19 protein-coding genes are annotated in these 19280 nt (G+C 48.4%); 8 read left to right on the top strand and 11 right to left on the bottom strand.

The window, feature by feature from the left end:
- From SFV55_RS27595 to SFV55_RS27585, 3 genes are all read left to right on the top strand, one after another.
- Positions 1–570 carry a Crp/Fnr family transcriptional regulator gene (locus SFV55_RS27595; protein WP_320032820.1) on the top strand — a complete coding sequence of 190 codons (570 nt, stop codon included), beginning with the start codon at positions 1–3 and terminating at the stop codon, positions 568–570.
- Positions 571–661: 91 nt separating this feature from the next.
- A complete protein-coding gene (locus SFV55_RS27590; protein ID WP_320032819.1) occupies positions 662–1330 on the top strand; it encodes a hypothetical protein in 669 nt (222 codons plus the stop codon).
- A gap of 26 nt (positions 1331–1356) precedes the next feature.
- A complete protein-coding gene (locus SFV55_RS27585; protein WP_320032818.1) occupies positions 1357–1872 on the top strand; it encodes a hypothetical protein in 516 nt (171 codons plus the stop codon).
- A gap of 108 nt (positions 1873–1980) precedes the next feature.
- Here the strand turns inward: SFV55_RS27585 and SFV55_RS27580 are convergent, their stop codons facing one another.
- From SFV55_RS27580 to SFV55_RS27560, 5 genes are all read right to left on the bottom strand, one after another.
- Positions 1981–2739, bottom strand: a complete 759-nt coding sequence (locus SFV55_RS27580) for a cyclase family protein (protein WP_320032817.1) — start codon at positions 2737–2739, stop codon at positions 1981–1983.
- Positions 2740–2745: 6 nt separating this feature from the next.
- Complete coding sequence (locus SFV55_RS27575; protein ID WP_320032816.1) at positions 2746–3042, bottom strand: antibiotic biosynthesis monooxygenase; 297 nt, start codon at positions 3040–3042, stop codon at positions 2746–2748.
- 157 nt (positions 3043–3199) lie between these two features.
- On the bottom strand, positions 3200–3967 hold the full coding sequence (locus SFV55_RS27570; RefSeq protein WP_320032815.1) for an SDR family NAD(P)-dependent oxidoreductase: 768 nt from the start codon (positions 3965–3967) through the stop codon (positions 3200–3202).
- Positions 3968–4105: 138 nt separating this feature from the next.
- Entirely contained in the window at positions 4106–5143 is a 1038-nt protein-coding gene (locus SFV55_RS27565; protein WP_320032814.1) for an SMP-30/gluconolactonase/LRE family protein, read from the bottom strand.
- Between the two features lie 46 nt (positions 5144–5189).
- Positions 5190–5960 carry an SDR family oxidoreductase gene (locus SFV55_RS27560; protein ID WP_320032813.1) on the bottom strand — a complete coding sequence of 257 codons (771 nt, stop codon included), beginning with the start codon at positions 5958–5960 and terminating at the stop codon, positions 5190–5192.
- Between the two features lie 176 nt (positions 5961–6136).
- On the opposite strand from SFV55_RS27560, the gene SFV55_RS27555 reads away from it, so the two are divergent.
- Entirely contained in the window at positions 6137–7828 is a 1692-nt protein-coding gene (locus SFV55_RS27555) for an AMP-binding protein (protein ID WP_413776748.1), read from the top strand.
- Positions 7829–7926: 98 nt separating this feature from the next.
- Here SFV55_RS27555 and SFV55_RS27550 read toward each other — a convergent pair whose 3' ends face one another.
- Complete coding sequence (locus tag SFV55_RS27550) at positions 7927–9222, bottom strand: hypothetical protein (protein WP_320032811.1); 1296 nt, start codon at positions 9220–9222, stop codon at positions 7927–7929.
- A 180-nt stretch (positions 9223–9402) separates the two neighbouring features.
- On the opposite strand from SFV55_RS27550, the gene SFV55_RS27545 reads away from it, so the two are divergent.
- The 3 genes from SFV55_RS27545 to SFV55_RS27535 all read left to right on the top strand — a co-directional run bounded on the left by SFV55_RS27545 (position 9403) and on the right by SFV55_RS27535 (position 14494).
- A complete protein-coding gene (locus SFV55_RS27545; RefSeq protein WP_320032810.1) occupies positions 9403–11658 on the top strand; it encodes a xanthine dehydrogenase family protein molybdopterin-binding subunit in 2256 nt (751 codons plus the stop codon).
- Between the two features lie 98 nt (positions 11659–11756).
- A complete protein-coding gene (locus tag SFV55_RS27540; RefSeq protein ID WP_320032809.1) occupies positions 11757–12212 on the top strand; it encodes a (2Fe-2S)-binding protein in 456 nt (151 codons plus the stop codon).
- 11 nt (positions 12213–12223) lie between these two features.
- Positions 12224–14494 carry a xanthine dehydrogenase family protein molybdopterin-binding subunit gene (locus SFV55_RS27535; RefSeq protein WP_320032808.1) on the top strand — a complete coding sequence of 757 codons (2271 nt, stop codon included), beginning with the start codon at positions 12224–12226 and terminating at the stop codon, positions 14492–14494.
- A gap of 57 nt (positions 14495–14551) precedes the next feature.
- Here the strand turns inward: SFV55_RS27535 and SFV55_RS27530 are convergent, their stop codons facing one another.
- From SFV55_RS27530 to cdd, 5 genes are all read right to left on the bottom strand, one after another.
- A complete protein-coding gene (locus tag SFV55_RS27530; protein WP_320032807.1) occupies positions 14552–14995 on the bottom strand; it encodes a DUF3592 domain-containing protein in 444 nt (147 codons plus the stop codon).
- Positions 14996–15156: 161 nt separating this feature from the next.
- A complete protein-coding gene (arsB, locus tag SFV55_RS27525) occupies positions 15157–16224 on the bottom strand; it encodes an ACR3 family arsenite efflux transporter (protein WP_320032806.1) in 1068 nt (355 codons plus the stop codon).
- A gap of 133 nt (positions 16225–16357) precedes the next feature.
- Entirely contained in the window at positions 16358–16783 is a 426-nt protein-coding gene (locus SFV55_RS27520) for an arsenate reductase ArsC (protein WP_320032805.1), read from the bottom strand.
- Between the two features lie 19 nt (positions 16784–16802).
- On the bottom strand, positions 16803–17132 hold the full coding sequence (locus tag SFV55_RS27515) for a metalloregulator ArsR/SmtB family transcription factor (RefSeq protein WP_320032804.1): 330 nt from the start codon (positions 17130–17132) through the stop codon (positions 16803–16805).
- A gap of 178 nt (positions 17133–17310) precedes the next feature.
- Positions 17311–17784: a cytidine deaminase gene (gene cdd, locus SFV55_RS27510; RefSeq protein ID WP_320032803.1), complete on the bottom strand. Its 474-nt coding sequence runs from the start codon at positions 17782–17784 to the stop codon at positions 17311–17313.
- A 65-nt stretch (positions 17785–17849) separates the two neighbouring features.
- On the opposite strand from cdd, the gene SFV55_RS27505 reads away from it, so the two are divergent.
- The gene (locus SFV55_RS27505) at positions 17850–19184 is read left to right on the top strand and encodes a saccharopine dehydrogenase C-terminal domain-containing protein (RefSeq protein WP_320032802.1); all 1335 of its coding nucleotides are present in this window, start codon (positions 17850–17852) and stop codon (positions 19182–19184) included.
- Positions 19185–19280 lie beyond the last annotated feature (96 nt).

Genomic DNA, 19280 nt, shown 5'->3' with positions numbered 1-19280 from the left:
ATGCACCAGTTACTCTACGAATACATTAACGCTAAAATAGCAATAGACCAAGAGACGTTTTCTGGAATTTGTACGTATTTTAAACCCAAATCGGTAAAAAGAAATGAATTTTTGCTTTTGGAAGGAGATGTTTGCCCCTTCAACATCTTTGTAAATAAAGGCTGCCTGAGGTTTTATTACATCAATAGCGAGGGGAAGGAAGTGACTCGGTATTTCGCTTTTGAAGGTAAATTTGGAACTGCTTTAAGTAGCCTTATCGAGCAGAAGCCCTCAACTGAGTTCATTCAGGCGGTGGAAAAGTCAGAGTTACTCGTCATTTCGCGACAGAATTTCTACAAGCTGGTAAGTACCGTACCTCAAATTAATTTTATCTACCGAGATATTCTAGAAATGGCGTATATCACTTCACAGAGACGAATTTTTGACCTTCAGGGGCAGAATGCCTTAGAACGGCTTAAATGGCTGATGGATTACCAGCCCAGAATTCTGTCAAGACTTTCCAACAAAATCGTAGCTACGTACCTGGGTGTTACTCCCTATACCTTAAGCCGACTAAAATCCGAATTGTAATAGCAAATACTACAACAAAATTGTTGCTGTACCGCAATGTTTCAGCCTGAACTCTAGTCTATTTTTGTTGCTACATCAATACCTCAAAATCGTGAGAATAGCAACAACCTGCACAGGGCCAAACGTGTTTGCGTTTTGTTTGGCACTTTTGGCATTTTTCAAGTTGAATGCGCAGGCACCAGAACCCCCGCTTCCGGTAGAGATGCTTTTTGGTAATGACCAATTTTATTTCCAAGTAGTCATCAAGAAAAAATTTAGCCCCGATAGCAAATTTGGGTTCTTTAGTGTAGCGACCTATTCGGCTAGCTACAACCAAAAAATACCCCAAAATAGCATCACCATACCAGCACAATTTAGTTATTCTTTGGGCAAGGGTTTCGGGATAATGGCAGGAATGGAGATCAATTCGGTTGCTGGGTTTTCGCCGATCGTTGGCCCTCAGCACAATTACACCTCCAAAAAAGTTCTGGCAGTTACGGTTGCATCCTTGTTTCTAAATGAAGACCTTGATTTTAAACTATTCGGACTATACGAATATAAACCACCCCTCAACGAAAAATGGACATGGTACAACCGTTTGCAGTTTATTTACAATCACAACCTAAAGGAGGGAATCCATAACCGAAGTTACTTGTATCTTCGCAGTGGACTGAAAAGAAAATCCCTGGCTTTTGGCCTGGGGGCCAATCTAGATCAAATAGGGCCAAACAAAATCTTTGCAGACAATTATGGGTTATTTGCCCGCTGGGACTTTAACTAATTTTTTACCAAAACACATTTGTGATTATGTCTACCTCAAATTCCTTTAGCAACAACATGCGGGTGATTCACCGCTATTTGGGCTTTTTCCTCGCTGGTATCATGGCTGTTTACGCCATAAGCGGAGTGATTTTGATTTTTCGTGATACTGATTTTTTAAAAAAAGAGAAGCAGATTGTTCAAATGATCAAACCCAATGCCAGTGAAAAAGAGATTGGGGAAATGCTGAAAATGCGGCAATTCAAAGTGGACAAAACTGAAGGTGATTTGATTTATTTCCGGGACGGAACCTACAACAAAAGCACCGGGAAAGCTGAGTTTAAAGTAAAACAACTGCCGACTATTCTGGAAAAAATGACCCATTTGCACAAGGCAAAAACCGAAGATCCTTTGTATTACTTCAACATCTTTTTTGGGCTCTCTTTGCTGTTTTTTGTGATTTCTGCCTTTTGGATGTTCATGCCCCAAACCACCATATTTAAGCGGGGTTTGTATTTTACTTTGGGTGGAATTATTTTAACCTTGATTTTATTGTTCGTGTAGAAAACTAAAGATGTATCAACTCAAATTCGAATGACGAATAACTAATTTGGAGGCACTTCGGCTCCGCTCAGTGACCCAAAATTCGTCATTCGTCATTCGAATTATTCGTCATTCAAATATCGCCACCGCCCTCGTCCAACCAGCACTTCCACCTTTAATCTTCGCTGGAAAACAAGCCACTTTGAACCCAAAGGGTGGCAATTGATCCAGATTGGCCAGTTTTTCAATTTGACAATATTCTTTTTCCCGACCTACGTAATGGGCGGCCCAAATTACCCCTGGCCGTGGATTTTGCAAATAATCCTGCACCTGGATGTGCATGGGAATATCCCACCCCCAACCATCGGTACCCATCACTTTGATGCCTTGATCAATTAACCAATGGGTGGCTTCAGCGGAAGCACCTACATGGATTCTGACAAAATCTTCATCGTGCAGGCGTTTGTCGGCATCACAACGGATCAGGACAATATCGAAAGGTTTAAGTGCATAATTGATGGCTGCCAGTTTTTCCTGCAAGTCTGCCACCGTGATGCAATATCCATCGGGTTTGTCGGTAAAATCCAGCACAACCCCATCCGAGAAGAACCATTCCAGCGGCAACTCCTCGATGGTACGGGACGGCTTCCCGGCACAAGTTGGGAAATAATGCCAGGGCGCATCAATGTGGGTGCCCGTATGGCCCGTTACGTACAAAAACTCTCCAGCCGGACCATTGCCTTCCAGAAAGGCATCGCTGGGTAAACCTTTGAAGAGTTTCGCCCCCATCTTTTTCGCCCCCTCTTTGTGGTCCTCGTACTCGATGGTAGTGGGTAGGGGCTCTTTGATGTCTGTTGAAATGGTTACCGACAAATCGATGATTTTCATAAAGGACTAATTTTCAAATTTTAGGGAAAAATGTTCCACGTTGGGTGGCCCATCGAAAAAAGGACCGATCAGTGCCCGCCACTCCACGAACAGATTGGAACTGCGAAATCCTTCGGTATGGTCTTCCAGACTGGCCCAACGAATTAGTAAAACGTAACGGCTAGGTACTTCTATACAATGCTGAAACTGGTGCCCGAGATAACCTTTGGCCTGGCTGATGACCGCCTGGGCTGCCTGGAGATTGGCTTCGAATTCGGCATTCGTGCCGGGTTTGATGTTGATGGTGGCAACTTCGAGAATCATGTGTTTGTTTTTTTTTGAGCAAAATAGGGAAAAATCAGCTTCCCCTTCTAAAGCGCCACTTCGGTGTCTGAAGTTTCTAAGGTGGTTAAAATAGAACCCTTCTGCGAAGGGCTTTTTTTCTTTACCACCTAAGAAACCTCAGGCACCAAAGGGGCACCTAAGCTAGGGCTCCGCCGTCGGCGGGCATGGCCAGGCCAGTAACAAATGACGCCTGATCAGAACACAACCAAAGCGCGATCTCCGCGATTTCCTCCGGCTGCCCCATTCTTTTCATCGCCTGATAATTGATAGCTGCCTGTTTGGCTTCCGGGTTGTGCGCCAGTTTGCGCCGCCCCTCCATGATCATCGGCGTTTCAATGGCGGTAGGGCAGATGGCATTGACGCGGATGTTTTTGGTGGCGTATTCGCGGGCAGCAGTTTTGGTGATGCCTACCACCCCGTGTTTGGATGCCGCATAAGGGGAGTTTTCGGGTTGGGCAATCAAACCCGCTGCGGAAGACAAGTTCACGATGTTCCCCCCGCCTTGTGCCAACATTTGAATAAGCTCAAACTTCATGCAATACCAAGTTCCGGTCAGGTTGACATTGATTTGTTGGTGCCAGTATTCATCTGGGTACTCGTGGAGGGGGAGGGAAACTGGGCCAGCGATGCCCGCACAGTTAACCGCACAATCCAGGCGACCAAAACGATCAACAGTGGCTTTAACCATTGCTTCCACTTCAGCCCGTACGGCGATGTTGACGGCGATGGCTAAAGCCTCGACTTGCATGGCTTTTAATGCTTGGCAGGTTTGTTCGGCCTGTTCAAGGTCCAGGTCGGCGACGACCACTTTGGCACCTTCGCGACCAAAGGCCAGGGCGGTGGCTTTGCCAATGCCGGAACCAGCACCGGTAACGAGGCAGATTTTATGGAGGAAACGTTGCATATGGTTAGTTGAGGAGTTGAGGAGTTGAGAGGTTGAGAAGGTTGAGGAGTTGAGGCTACCGCAAGAATGGGTGTGTGTTAGTGTGTGACCGTGTGGGTGTGCCAATGGCGTCCAAGTCGCTGCGGTAGCCTCAACTCCTCAACTTTTCCAGTGAATCATTTTTTGCCCAGCAACCGGACTCTCAAAATACGGAATCCGTGTCCCCCGCAAACTACCAAGGTAGACTGTTTTTAAGTCCTTCCCACCAAAACTCAAACTCGCCATCCAGGGGCAAATACTCCCCTGCGTAGCGCCCAGGATTTCCGGGGTAACTTTACGTTGCTCATAGGCTTCGATCAAACGCTGGCGGGTGCTTGGTGTACTGTCGTCGAGTAACATCAATTCCTCCCCATCCGGGGTAAGTGCAATGAGCTGATCAGTGAAAATCAGGGTAATCCAGAGGTTGCCATAAGTGTCAAAAGCAAAACCATCCGGGAAACCACTCAACCGTGAAGGGCCGTACACTTCTCGATCACTCAAACTGCCATCCGGGTGCACACGCAGGCGCGAGATGCACCAGCCCGTGCTTTCCACCACGTACAACCATTCCTCATTGTCATCAAAACGGATTTCGTTGGTGCCACAAAAACTGTCCGCGACAATCCTTACTTCCCTATCATCCATCAATGCAATGTAACCATCCGTAGCTCGGGTATTGATTTGATCCGACCAGGGCTCGGTGCGGGTCGTCACAGTGAACCAGATGCGGCCTTTGCTGTCGCGCAAAGGGAAATTGGTTTTACCCAGCGGAATGCCGTCAATTTCGGTCAACAGGGTGTTCATTTTGCCCTCGCGCGTCATCCGTTCGAGGTGATTGGTGCCCCAGTTGGCGATGATGAAATCCCCGTTTTGATCAAAACACACTCCGTTGGGTAAAGAACCTTGAGCCTGGATGTAACGGTTTTCGTAGGAATTGGCCGAATCACTAATCTGTTCAAAAAACGGCGCGACCAGTTTTTGTGAACCATCGGGATTCAACTGCATCACTCCCCCCCGCGCATCTGCCGACCATACGGTGCCATTGGGCTCGGTAAGGATACATTCTGGTCGCTGCAAATCCTGGCCGAGGTAGCGGATGTTTTCGCGCTGGACTTGCCAGTCTTTGAGTGGATTGGGTGGTTTATTTTGGATCAACATAGGTAAAGGTTGAGGAGTTGAGAAGATGAAAAGTTGAGGAGTTTCCTCAACTCCCATCGCTGATGGTCGTCCCCCCATCCACAATGATGTTTTGTCCGGTAATAAAAGCGCCAGCAGGTGAAGCCAATAGTACCGCAACTCCAGCAATTTCTTCAGGTGTGCCCACACGCCGCAAGGGCGTTAGGGCAAGTCGTCGCTCCATAAAAGTGGGATTCTCCAACAGGCTTTTGGAAAAGGGGGTATCAATCAACCCCGGTGAAATGGCGTTGACCCGAATGTTGTCGGGGCCAAACTCCACCGCGAGGTTGCGCGCCATTTGGGCAATACCCGCCTTGGTAATGCCGTACAAACCGATGCTTTTGTTGCCACGTACACTGGCGATGCTGGCCAGAAAAATTATGACCCCATTTTTTTGGGCCTGCATACCCGACAAAAAGAGCTGGCTCAGGTGCAGGGCACTGTGCAGATTCAGTTCTATGGTTTGAGAGAAAACTTCTTCCTTGATGTCCAAAAACGGACCTGGCGCCGCGCCGCCCACACAACTGACCAGAATATCAATGCCCCCAAACGCCTGGGTAGCCAAGGTGTACAACTGCTGGCGCTCGACAGAATTGGCTACATCACAAGGTAAGGCCAGCGCGGAGATTCCTTTTTGAGCGAATTCTTCCGCAGCATCCTGACAGCCACTGGCATCATTGCTGCTGACAATCACCTTTGCACCGTGGGCCCCCAAAGCTTCTGCAATGGCTTTACCCATGCCGCTACTGGCTCCCGTTACGAGGGCGGTTTTGCCGCGTAAGTCAAAAAGATGCTGCATCTGTGTAGGTCAATTGGTGGTGGGTAAAGGTAAATGGAGTTGCAGAATTGGAGTAGATGATTTGGGGCTAATTGTGTGCAGTTTCAATCCTGGATGCGGTGGCAAAAAATACTTTGAGTTTTCTGATTTTTCTTTACCTTCATTTTGAGTTCAAATAGAAGATCGCCAACATGAACATCAAAACCTATTTCAAAACAATCCGCGAGGCCATCGCCAATGAAAAAGTCCAGGATCTGCAATTTTTTGACCTGGATCAACCCGAATTCTTCAACTGGGTGATGGACGTATTTTGCCCCTTAAACCTGGAACTATACCCCAACGCCGCAGCCCTCATCTGGCGGCACAACGAAAAAGAAAAACGTTATACCTTCCAAAGCATCTATACCACTGCCAACCAATTTCTAAATTTTCTGACCAAACACGGCGTGCAGCAGGGAAATTGCATATACACCCAATTGCCCCTTGACCCCGCCAACTGGATCGCTACCCTTGGTGCCATCAAAGGAGGTTTGATCCTCATCCCAGCGGCAAACAACCTGATTGAAAAAGACATTGCCTACCGCTTTCAAACCATTTTTCCCGAGGTAGTCATCACCGATCTGGCCAATGCTGAGAAAATAGAAGCTGCTGAAAAAATGCTGGGCCGGAAGGTAAAAGTGAAAATAGTGGTGGATGGCAGTCGGGCTGGCTGGCATTCCATCGGTGAGATTGCTCAGGAAGCGGAAGATGCCCCTGCAGCTTTCACCCGACCCGATGACCACTTGTTTTACTTTTTCACCTCGGGGACCACGGGCCTGCCCAAAATTGTGATCCACACCCATTTTACCTATCCCTTCGGGCATTTGAGTACAGCTGCATGGGTGGGTTTGCGTTATGGTGACATTCACTACAACATTTCGGCACCGGGATGGGCAAAGTTTGCCTGGAGCAGCTTCTTTGCGCCCTGGAACATGGGGGCGACCATTTTTGCCAATCAGGTCGACAAATTTGACGCAAAAGAACAATTAAAAACCATCGAAAAATACCAGGTGACCACCTTTTGTGCGCCCCCCACGGTATTGCGGATGATGATTCTGGAAGACTTTTCCGGGTATCAATTCAAATTCCGGCAATGTGTGGCAGCGGGTGAACCGCTCAATGCTGAGATCATTGAAAAATGGCAAAAAGGCACGGGTATCCTCATCCGCGACGGCTACGGCCAAACCGAAACTACTTGTCTGGTGGCCAATATGCCCGGTACCGTGGTCAAATACGGCTCGATGGGCAAGGCGACCTTCTTGTACGACATCGTAATTGCCGATGAAGAAGGGGTAGAGCAGCCGCCTTTTGAAGAAGGCAGCATTTGTATCCGAATGGACGGCGGTCGAAAAAATGGCGTATTCCTGGAATACCTCGGCGAACCCGAACGCAAGACTCAGGTATTTCGACACGGCTTGTATTACACGGGCGACAAAGCCTACAAAGACGATGAAGGTTACATTTGGTTTGTAGGTCGCGACGATGATGTGATTAAGGCTTCCGACTTCCGGATTGGGCCTTTTGAAGTGGAAAGTGTATTGATTGAACACGATGCGGTGGTGGAAACGGCTGTGGTGGCCAGTCCGCACGAATTAAGGGGCTTTGCGGTGAAGGCTTTTGTGCTCTTGCGGCCGGAATTAGTGGGTGATCAGGCACTTGCGGAGGAACTGTTCGCGCACTGTGAACAGAATTTGGCAGCCTACAAAATTCCCCGCATCATTGAGTTTGTGGAGGCCTTACCCAAAACGATCAGTGGGAAAATCCGGCGGGTGGAATTGCGGGCGAATGAGGCGCAAAGCAAGAGTAGGGGAGAGGCGCGGGAGAATGAGTTTTTTCATTTGAAATACTAAGTACACATTTTTAATTGAATCATCTAAGACATCTAAGAAACACCTTAGGAGGCAATGCTCCTGAGGTGTTTCTTAGGTGTCTTAGATGGTGAAAAAAATCATTTTTTCTGAGCCGCCATCCACTCCATTATCGTCACTGGTTTATTCTTGATTTTAACCGGATAACCATCGTAGTCCAGCTTGGCGTGGTTGCTGTGCGAATAAATCCAGGACCAGTGGCCATTGAAGTAATAGTTTTCGCCACCGTAAAACCCACTTAGGTCAACAACGTGGTCGTAAAAAGTAAAGTGAACGTTCTTGGCCCCGGCGGCTTTTAGGCGCTGGTAAACTGGCACTACTGTCTTATCGGGAATGGTAGTGCCATCATCTTTGGCATGTACAAACCAGATGGGCACGTTGCGAATGCTGTTGATTTGTTGATCGGTGATGTATTGTGACTGGTAGGCCAAAGCGCTAATGTAGCCTGCCGCAAAATAACCAGGATCAGCTAGAATCAGCCTCAAAGCCATATAGCCACCATTGGAACAGCCACCCACGTAAATGCGGCTTTGATCAATCTCGGGATGGGTACGCACAAAGTTTTTGATCATGGCCATCAAACCCTGGTTGTACATGTCGTCTTCTTTGCCATGGGTGGTTATGCCTTTTTTGTTGTGCATCCAGGCACCTGGGCATTGCGGCGCTAGGACATAAGCTGCTCCAAAGTAGCTCTGGATCTCGGGTGAAGCGTAGTTGACCACTTTGTTGCCGATAATGGCGATACTCGGATCGCTTCCCCCTTCACCGCCACCGTGCAGCCAAATGATGAGGGGCGATTTGGAGGCTCTGACTTGGGGTGTATAAACAGCATAAGAGAGCGTAATGCTGTCATCCACTTTGTAATTGCCACTCAGGTCAAATTGGTCCATCAGTGGAACAATGCGCTTTTTTTCCTTGTCCCAAACCTGATTGCTTTTGTTGTCCTTTACCGAGAGTTTGTACTCAATCCAGTTGTTGCCGCGGCATTTGGGATTTTGGGAGTAAAAAATTGGTGAAGAAATGGGCAGGTTTGGAGCAACTGCCAATACCAGGGTAACGTAATTGCCTTCCGCCACCCGCTTCCCTTCCTGGTCGGAAACATAGGCAAAAACGACCGACCTGCTCCCTGAGGCTTGAGTGGCGGGAATTTCTACACAAGATGAATGGCGAGTGGCCGACACGTTGTAATCCTTATGGTCCACCACTTTTACGGACTTGTCAAGGCCCAAAATAACCTTGCTCACAGCCGGCCCCCAATCGTAAGCTTCCACGATAACCGTGTACTCACTGGAAGCGGAAAAGGCATTGAAGACTGAGCAAAATAAGGCAGTTATCAGCAATAGAAATGGTGTGATGCGTTGAGTAGTTTTTTTCATGATGCGATTTTTTTAATGCAGGAGATAAACAAATATAGGCGGGTAAAAGGAAAATGGAACGGTTTCAGGTAGCCTTATTCAGAAAGGTCGATATACAGCACGAGTACAACGACAAGTGAGTAATTGAAAATAGAATTTTATGCATTGAAAAGCCCTAAATTGCAGTCAAATCTCTCCACCATGACAACAGTAAAAACTTACAACGGCAGGCGTTCCTTTTTAAAATCCGCAGCATTGGCAGGTGGTGGCATGATGCTGGGCTTTGAATGGCTGACTTCTTGTCAAAGTTCCGCTGCAACCATAGCACCCGCAAGTTCTGCCAAAGCCTGGTACAAATTCAACGGCTTCCTGAGTATTGCCGATAATGGAACGGTTACCATCATGGCACCCAATCCGGAAGGTGGGCAAAATGTCAAAACCTCCATGCCCATGATTGTAGCGGAAGAACTGGATGTAGATTGGAAAGATGTGGTGGTGGAACAAGCTCCTCTGAACACAGCTTTGTACACCCGTCAATTCATCGGCGGAAGTCAGGGTATTCGCCAAAGCTGGCAGACCCTACGTACGGCTGGCGCCTCGGCTCGACAAATGTTAAAAGAAGCAGCGTCCCAAAGTTGGGGAGTGCCAGTTGCTGAAATCACTACCGCTGCGGGTGTATTGTCCCACAAAGCCAGCGGAAAATCGGCCACTTACGGCGAAATGGCTTCGGCAGCGGCCAAAATTCCAGTTCCAAAGGAAGTCGTTTTGAAGCTGGTCAAAGATTTCAAAATCATTGGCAGCTCTCGCAAAAATGTAGATGCCAGCAAAATCATCACCGGAAAGCCCCTGTTTGGGATAGACCAGCGCAAAGAAGGTATGTTGATCGCCATGATCATCCATCCACCTGCCTTTGGCCTGAAATTGAAGTCTTTTGATGATTCGGCAGCACGCAATTTGCCGGGTATCAAAGCCATTTTTCCCATCAAGGTGATGAATGCCGATTACGAAAAACAGTTTTTTGACACCCTGAATTTCCCTGATGTTGTCGCCATTGTCGGCAATTCCACCTGGGAGGTAATGCAGGCCAAGAAGGCCATCAAAATAGAGTGTGAGCCCATTGCAGAAAGCACCGAAATGGTCAATCGCCTGGGCACCAGGCAACAGGTGCGTACCCCTGCTGGCCTGGAAAGTACGGCCCGGCATGAGAGTAGTATTGCGCAAACAGCAGCTATACCCGCTCGCGTGCGCCGCCGCGATGGCGACCCTGAAACGGCCTTCAAAAACGCTGCAAAAATCATCGAACGGACCTACACCGCTCCTCACCTGGCGCACAATTGTATGGAGCCGATGAACTTTTTTGCGCATGTAACGGCGGAAAAGGCGGAGCTATCAGGTCCCCTGCAAAAACCAGAATTTACGGAGCAGGCACTGGCGGCCAGACTGGGGATGCCGCTAGAAAAAATCGATTTCCAGATGACCCGCCTGGGAGGAGGTTACGGTCGACGGTCCTACGCACATTGGGCTCTGGAGGCTGCCCTTATTTCTCAAAAGATGGAGGCACCCATCAAACTGATTTACAGCCGGGAAGATGATATGACCTCGGGTATTTATCGCCCAGCCTATCAAGCCACTTATCGGGCTGCCCTGGATGCCAACAATCAATTGATCGCCTTTCACGTCAAAACTGGAGGGATCCCGGAAAGCCCGCTGGCCGCGAATGCCTTTCCTGCAGGAGCCATCGACAATTACCTCGCCGAGGATTGGACCATCGACAGCAACATTACGGTAGGCTCTTTCCGGGCACCCCGTTCCAACTTTATGGCCAGCGCCGAACAATCCTTTTTGGATGAATTGGCCGAGGCAATGGGCAAAGACCCGATCCAGTTCCGCCTGGACTTGTTGAATCGCGCCAAAACCAACCCAGTAGGCAAAAACAACGATTACGACCCTGCCCGCTATGCCGGTGTGCTGGAACTGGTGCGCGAAAAATCAGGATGGGGCCAAAACCAGTCCAACGTGCACCGGGGAGTGTCCGCCTATTACAGTCACAACTCTTATTGCGCTCAAGTGTTGGACTTGGTGCTGGATGATGGAAAACCCGTGGTCAAAAGGGTTTGTTGCGCCTTGGATTGTGGCATCGTGGTCAATCCAGACGCGGCCATCAACATGAGTGAAGGTGCTATTGTAGACGGAATTGGTACCGCCTTGTTCGGTTCCATCTCCTTCAATGATGGGGTGCCCGATAAAAGCAACTTCGACAAGTACCGAATGATCCGAATGGGAGAAGCTCCGGAGTCCATCGACGTACATTTTGTAAAAAATGAGATCGCTCCAACCGGTATGGGCGAGCCACCTTACCCGCCAGTGTTTGCTGCTTTGGCGAATGCGTTGTATAAGGCAAGAGGCAAACGGCTTTACCAACAACCTTATTTGGGGGAAAAGAGGGAGTTTGGCTGATCGGCAAATCCTTTGATTTTTGTAACAATTGACTTGATTTTTATAATGTTCCGAGGCCAGAAGCCTCTTAATTTGTACATTCAATCAAACCTAATATCATGGCAGTTTATAACCTGACTATCAATGGGAAAAAGCATCAAGTTGATGTCGACCCCACTACACCCATCCTCTGGGTACTTCGAGACCACCTCAATCTGGTGGGCACCAAGTACGGCTGCGGCATGGCGATGTGTGGTGCCTGTACCATTCACCTGGATGGTGTGGCCATGCGCTCTTGTTCACTGCCTGTTGCGCAGATAGGCAATCAGAAGATTACCACCATTGAGGGACTTTCTGAAAAGGGTGATCACCCTGTCCAAAAAGCTTGGCTTGAACACGATGTGCCACAGTGCGGTTACTGTCAAACCGGACAAATCATGAGCGCGGCCGCTTTGTTGAAGAACAACCCCAAACCCAGCGACGAAGAAATTGACGCAGCGATGCACGGCAACATTTGCCGTTGTGGTACCTATATCCGGATTAAGGCGGCGATCAAAACCGCAGCGCGTTCCTAAAATCTAAAAAAATGACAAAGACAAAGATAGCATCGAGCAGACGCTCTTTCCTCAAAAATACGCTCTTCGCGGGCGGTGGCATGGTCATCGGATTTGACTGGGTGGCCAAACAAAGCCTGGCTGCTGCCAAAGATTCCCTAGCTCTGCCCAAAGAATGGTACGACTTCAATGCCTTCCTGAAAATTGGCGACAATGGCCTGGTTACAATTTTTACTCCCAATCCTGAATTTGGACAAAACGTGATGACCTCCATGCCCATGATCGTGGCGGAGGAATTGGACGTGGACTGGAAAGACGTACGAGTGGAAATGGCCATGCACGACCCAGCCAAATTCCCCAATGCGGCTTTTGGCCAGTTTACCGGAGGCAGTAGAGGCATTCCCTCCAAGTGGGACGCCCTGCGCAAAGCCGGAGCTACTGGTCGGCAGATGCTCCGCGAAGCCGCTGCCAAAGCCTGGAATGTACCAGTAGAGGAGATCACTACTGCCAACAGTGTTTTGCAACACAGCAGTGGCAAAAAGGCTACTTACGGTGAAATGGCCGCGGCTGCCGCGCAAATTTCCGTTCCAAAGGATGTGAAATTAAAGGCGGTTAAAGATTTCAAAATCATTGGCACTTCGCACAAAAACGTGGAAGGACCAAAAATCGTGACGGGCAAACCACTCTTTGGTCTGGACTACAAGGCAGATGGCATGTTGATTGCCATGATTGTGCACCCACCGGCTTTTGGCATGAAGTTGAAATCCTTCAACGACGCTTCCGTGAAGGGTATGCCGGGCATCAAGGATGTATTTTCTTTCAAAACCTACGATGATGGCCAAGAAAAAGGCGCATTCGACACCAATGCTTTCCCCGAACTGATCGCCATTGTTGGCAATTCTACATGGGAAGTGATGAATGCTAAAAAGGCGATTAAGGCTGAGTGGGAACCATTTGCAACATACACCGAAACGGTAGCTGGCTTTGGTGGAAACAAAAGTCAGGTGAAAGTTCCCGCTGGCCTGGAAAACTCAATAGACCACCTCGCCAAAATGAAAGAATTTGCCAGCAAGCCTGGTAGAGTGGTCCGCAAAGACGGTGACCCGGAGGCCGCTTTCAAAACTGCAGCTAAAGTGTTGGAACGGAGTTACTCAGCTCCCCATCTGGCCCACAATTGTATGGAGCCCATGAACTTTTTTGCCGATGTCAAAGGTGATAAAGTGAAAGTTGCCGGACCACTGCAGGCGCCAGGGCTGATTGAACCGACGCTCTCGGCACGTTTGGGGATACCCGCCGAAAACATCGAAATTGAAATGACCCGCATGGGCGGTGGTTTTGGCCGTCGGGCCTACAGCCACTACATGGTAGAGGCCGCGGTCATCTCTCATCAGGTTAAAGCGCCCGTTAAGTTGATGTACACCCGGGAGGATGACATGACCAATGGTGTTTACCGTCCGGCCTACTATGCCACGTACCGTGCTGCACTGGATAAAAACAACAACTTGCTCGCTTTTCACGTGAAAGCGGGGGGGATTCCTGAAAGCCCACTGCACGCCAATCGTTTCCCGGCAGGTGCAATCGACAACTACCTGGCTGAGGAGTGGTCCATCGAATCCAACATTACCATCGGCGCCTTCCGGGCACCACGCTCCAATTTTATTGCTGCTGCCGAGCAGTCATTCCTGGACGAGTTGGCGGAAATGATGAAAAAGGACCCGATCGAAATGCGCCTGGAATTGTTGAGAAAAGCCAAGGCCAGCCCAGTGGGCAAAAACAACGACTACGATGCAGATCGTTATGCCGGGGTATTGGAACTGGTCCGCGACAAATCGGGTTGGGCAAACAAGCCAAAAGGGAAAGTACACCGCGGTGTAGCTGCCTATTTTTGCCACAGCAGCTATGCTGCCCACGTACTCGAGTTGACGGTAGAAGATGGCAAACCAGTGGTCCAAAAAGTAACCAGTGCCATTGATTGCGGCATCGTGGTCAATCCCGACGCTGCAGCCAATATGACCGAGGGCGCAGTGATTGATGGTATCGGTAACGCACTTTTTGGGGAATTGCCTTTCAAAAATGGAGCTCCAGAAAAAACCAATTTCCACAATTACCGCATGATTCGCATGAGTGAAGCACCCAAGGCGATTGATGTCCATTTTGTGAAAAATGAAATCAATCCTACTGGGATGGGTGAGCCACCATTTCCGCCGATTTTTGGCGCAGTTGCGAACGCACTGTACAAAGCGACCGGGAAACGGGTGTACAACCAGCCATTTTTGGGTGATAAGCAGGAGTTGGGGATGTGATATATCATGGCGGGTTCTCTTTCTATTGGAGAGAACTCGCCATTCACTGATTTACAGCTATATCAAATCGAGCAATTTAATGACGACAAAAGGATAGCCCAGCAAACAAAAACAGATTCCCCAAATGAGTAAAGTGGGAGATTGAGGCTGATTTTCTTCGCCATCGAGTAACACCTCCCGAATCGACCTGTAGAAATAATACCCTACCTGTACTTTTTGCCCCACTTGAAATGGGCATGGTTGCTGATAAAAGGTGGAATGATGGCGGTGACTGCCCCAGTTGGTTTCAAATTCTACAACTGGAGCATAACCCTCACCTTCCTGGGAACCAAAGATAGGGCCGGGATTTCGCCGGATTTCTACAACCGTACCTTCTGCTTTAAGGCCGCGTTTTTTGACCCGATCGGGCATTTTTGAACGGTCATAATAAATAATCAGGCAATAGGTTCCTATCACAGCAAGAACGGATAAATAAGGGCTGATGCTGTTGAGAATTTCCATAAGGCCTAAGGTGCTTTCTGTTTTCGCCAATTAATGGAATCCAAAAATAAAAAAAAACTTGATGTTGATGGATGCAATAGCGAAATTGATTTCAAACAGCATTAGAAATGATCCCTTAACCTTTTAAATTCTCCCTAGAAAGGATAAATAAAACAATTGCCCTATGCCGCCTTGTAATATTTATTTCTCAACCAAAATGCCACATTCACTAGGGCAATGAGCGCAGGCACTTCCACCAATGGCCCAATTACCCCCACAAAGGCTTGACCACTGTTGATGCCAAACACCCCAATGGCCACTGCTATGGCCAACTCAAAGTTGTTGCCAGCTGCGGTAAAAGCAATTGACGCGTTTTTGGAATAATCCGCACCAAAGGCTTTGCCGATGAAAAAACTCAACAAAAACATGATGGCAAAGTAAATGACCAGCGGTACCGCAATGCGCAATACATCCATGGGAATTTGTACAATCAGCTCTCCTTTGAGGCTGAACATCACCACGATGGTGAAAAGCAGCGCGATCAGGGTGATGGGAGAAATGAAGGGCACAAACTTGTTTTGAAACCAATCCTCACCTTTGATTTTGATCAAGGAATAACGACTGATGACTCCAAGCAGGAAAGGAATACCCAGGTAAATGGCCACACTTTCCGCAATTTGGGCGATGGTGATGTTGACTTCCAAACCCTTCAGGCCAAAGATGGGGGGCAAAATGGTGATGAAAAAATAGGCGTACACGCTGTAGAGCAGCACTTGGAAGATGCTGTTCAAGGCCACCAAACCCGCGGCGTACTCGCGGTTGCCTTCAGCCAGCTCGTTCCACACAATCACCATCGCAATACACCGGGCCAGCCCGATCAGGATCAACCCGATCATGTATTCTGGCTGATTGCGCAAAAAAGTAATCGCCAGCAGGAACATCAGCATAGGACCAATTACCCAGTTCAGGAGCAGCGAGGCGGTCAAGATTTTGGTATTGCGAAATACTTCCCCCATTTTTTCATACCGCACCTTGGCTAGCGGTGGATACATCATTAGGATCAAGCCAATGGCCAGCGGGATATTGGTAGTGCCGGATGAAAAAGAATTAATAAAGTTGGCAGAAGAGGGAAAAAAGTAGCCAATTCCTACTCCAATACCCATCGCCAGGAAGATCCACAAGGTGAGGTATTGGTCGAGGAAACTCAGCTTTTTGCGTTCGTGCGCGGGTGCACAGTCGTTGGCAGACATAGTGTGTGGTTTGATTTGAGGTTTGGCACCAATCACATCAAGATTATAGATGCATTTGAGCTATAAATCCTTGTTTGATAAATAGACATTGGGCATGGATAAGAGCCATTCTTAAGGTTAAAGAAGCACGGATTTATTGAAGGTACTCTTTAGCAAAATCCCCAAAATACGATTTGATCATCTCCCGCACTTCCCGAAATTGCTGCATGATTTCTTCCTCCGTTCCAATCGCCTTGGCCGGATCGGGAAAATTGTGGTGAAACTTTTGCGCTTTGCCTGGAAAAATAGGGCAACGCTCGTTGGCATTGTCGCACACCGTGATCACGTAGTCAAAATCTACGTCCAGGTATTCGTTGACGTTGTTGGAGGTATGCTGGCTGATGTCGATGCCATCTTCCTGCATGGTGGCGATGGCCCGGGGATTAACGCCGTGGGTTTCTACCCCGGCGCTGTACACTTTTACCTTGCGGCCATCGGTGAAATGTTCCAAATAACCATGGGCAATCTGGCTGCGGCAGGAATTGCCGGTGCAAAGAACAAGGACGTTTTTGTGACTCATTTTGGTGGGTATAAAAAGTTTAACAATTGCAGTTGATGTCGTGAATGGTCAGGGCAAACAAGGCTTCAAATTGACCTTTAATCGCTCGCCATTTCTCCGTGTTCAAACAATAATTCACATTTAAACCACTGATTTCTCCCTTGATCAGCCCCGCATTTTTCAACTCCTGCAAATGCTGGCATACTGTAGCACGGCTCAGCGGCAACTCATTGGCAATGTCGCCTGAAATGCACGTTTTTTGCGAAGCCAGTAACTTGATGATGGCAATGCGCGCAGGGTGGGAGAGGAGCTTGGCTACTTGAGCCAGTTCTTGTAATTCAGCTGGAAATTCAGCGGTTTTGGCGTGCATTTCAAGGTTTTAATTTGTATGTCGCAAACGTACGAATTAGCGCATCTACTTTTATACTTTTGCCGAAATTTAACCCAGACTTAATGTTAATACTCAAATACTTAAGGTGCCACCTCAGGTGAACTTTGGTGTCTAAGGTGGTGAAAAAGAAAAACATCCCTGCGAAGCAGGACCTTGCTCATTCTAAATCCGTCCCACTAAACCCAAAAGGCAACAAATCCCCGATCGACTTAAAACGATAAATCTTCCCCTCCGGCCCCTGAATCAGCATAGTGATCGGAGCCCCATTTCGCTGCTCATTTTCCCAAATCACCTGCCGGCAAGCCCCACAAGGCGAAACAAAAATGTCATCTTTTGCAGCAACAACGGCCATTGCTACCATTTTTCTGGAAGGATACTGTATATTTGCCACGGCTAAGGCATTTCGCTCGGCGCACAAACAAAGTGGGTAGGACGCATTTTCCTGGTTGGCACCCGGCACCCGGGTTCCATCCTCCAGTAAAATAGCTGCACCTACTTTGAATGAAGAATACGGCGAATACGAGAGGTCCAACGCTTTTTTTGCACAGTCCAACAACTCTTGATACTCTAATGGAAGTTCTGTCGTTTCTGCATAACAACGATAGTCCACTTGCAATTTCAACTCTACCATCAGCGCAATTGGTTTACATCAGGGTATGCCAAAACAAACATGCCCTTAGTTCAAAAATATACCATATGAACAACATTCTGATCATCGGAGCCGGACTTTCTTCCAGTTCACTGATCAAATATGTATTAGAACAAGCCGCAGCGCGGTCTTGGTTCGTTACGGTTGCGGATGCCCAGCTAGAGAACGCCGAAAAAAAAGTAAGAAACCACCCCAATGGTCGTGCGGTATGGTTGGACGTGATGAAGGTCAATGACCGCCGTGAACTGATTGGCCGCGCCGATGTGGTTGTTTCTATACTGCCCGCACATTTACACCTCGAAGTTGCACACGACTGTGTAAAGCTCAAAAAGCACCTGATCACTGCATCGTATGTTTCGCAGGAGATGTACCGCCTGGGTGATGAAGCCCGCGATCGGGAACTGATTTTTATGGGTGAAATGGGGCTGGATCCTGGCATCGACCATATGTCCGCCATGAAGGTCATCGATGAGATCAAAGAAAGTGGCGGCAAAGTCACCGCCTTCCGCTCCTATACAGGTGGCCTGATTGCCCCCGAAAGTGACGACAATCCCTGGCATTACAAAATCACCTGGAACCCTCGGAACGTGGTTTTGGCAGGCCAAGGAACGGCACAATACCTGGAGAATGGCCGTTTGCGTTACCAGCCATACCATCGTTTGTACAAGGAATGCCGCACCATCGATATTCCTGAAGTGGGTAAAATGGAGGCTTATGCCAACCGCGATTCACTCTTGTACCGCGAGGCCTACGGCTTGGGGGATATTCCCAATATTTTACGGGGTACTTTGCGTTACCCTGGATTCTGTGAAGCTTGGGATGCTTTGATCCAGATTGGTTTGACCGATGCCGACTTCCCAATTTTGCATTCCGGAGAAATCTCCTACCACGAATTGATGGATGCCTACGTGGATCAACACATCGGTGGTTCGGTCAAAGAGCGGATTGCCCAGATGTTGAATGAAGACATCACCTCGCCGATCATGAAAAAACTGGAATGGCTGGGCGTCTTCAGCAAGAAAAAAATCAAACTGCCCAACGCTACTCCAGCCCTGATCCTGGAGCATCTGCTGCGGGACAAATGGAAACTCAAACCTACCGACAAAGACATGGTGGTGATGCACCATGAATTCGAATACGAGAAAAAAGGAGAAAAACGCCTCCGCACCTCCACCATGTCCCAAAAAGGGGTAAACGCAGAAGAAACAGCCATGGCACAAACCGTGGGATTGCCCATGGCCATTTTTGTGAAATTGGTGGTGGAAGGTAAAATCAAGTCACGCGGGGTACAAATTCCGGTGATGAAGGAGGTGTACGAGCCGGTGCTGACTGAGTTGGAGCAGTATGGGATTGTGTTCAAGGAGGTGGATCGGAAGTTGTAAAACAGAAGCCACCCCGAATGATTGAAAAACTATAAGTGGGCACCAATCCAATCGCGGAGCAACTGAATTTAGAATAGCCCCGGACAACCGCCAGGG

Origin of the sequence: Haliscomenobacter sp., assembly GCF_033763495.1 — a bacterium.
Lineage (GTDB): Bacteria > Bacteroidota > Bacteroidia > Chitinophagales > Saprospiraceae > Haliscomenobacter.
Note: the sequence above shows the minus strand (reverse complement) of the source record. Positions and strands in the feature narration are given on the sequence as shown.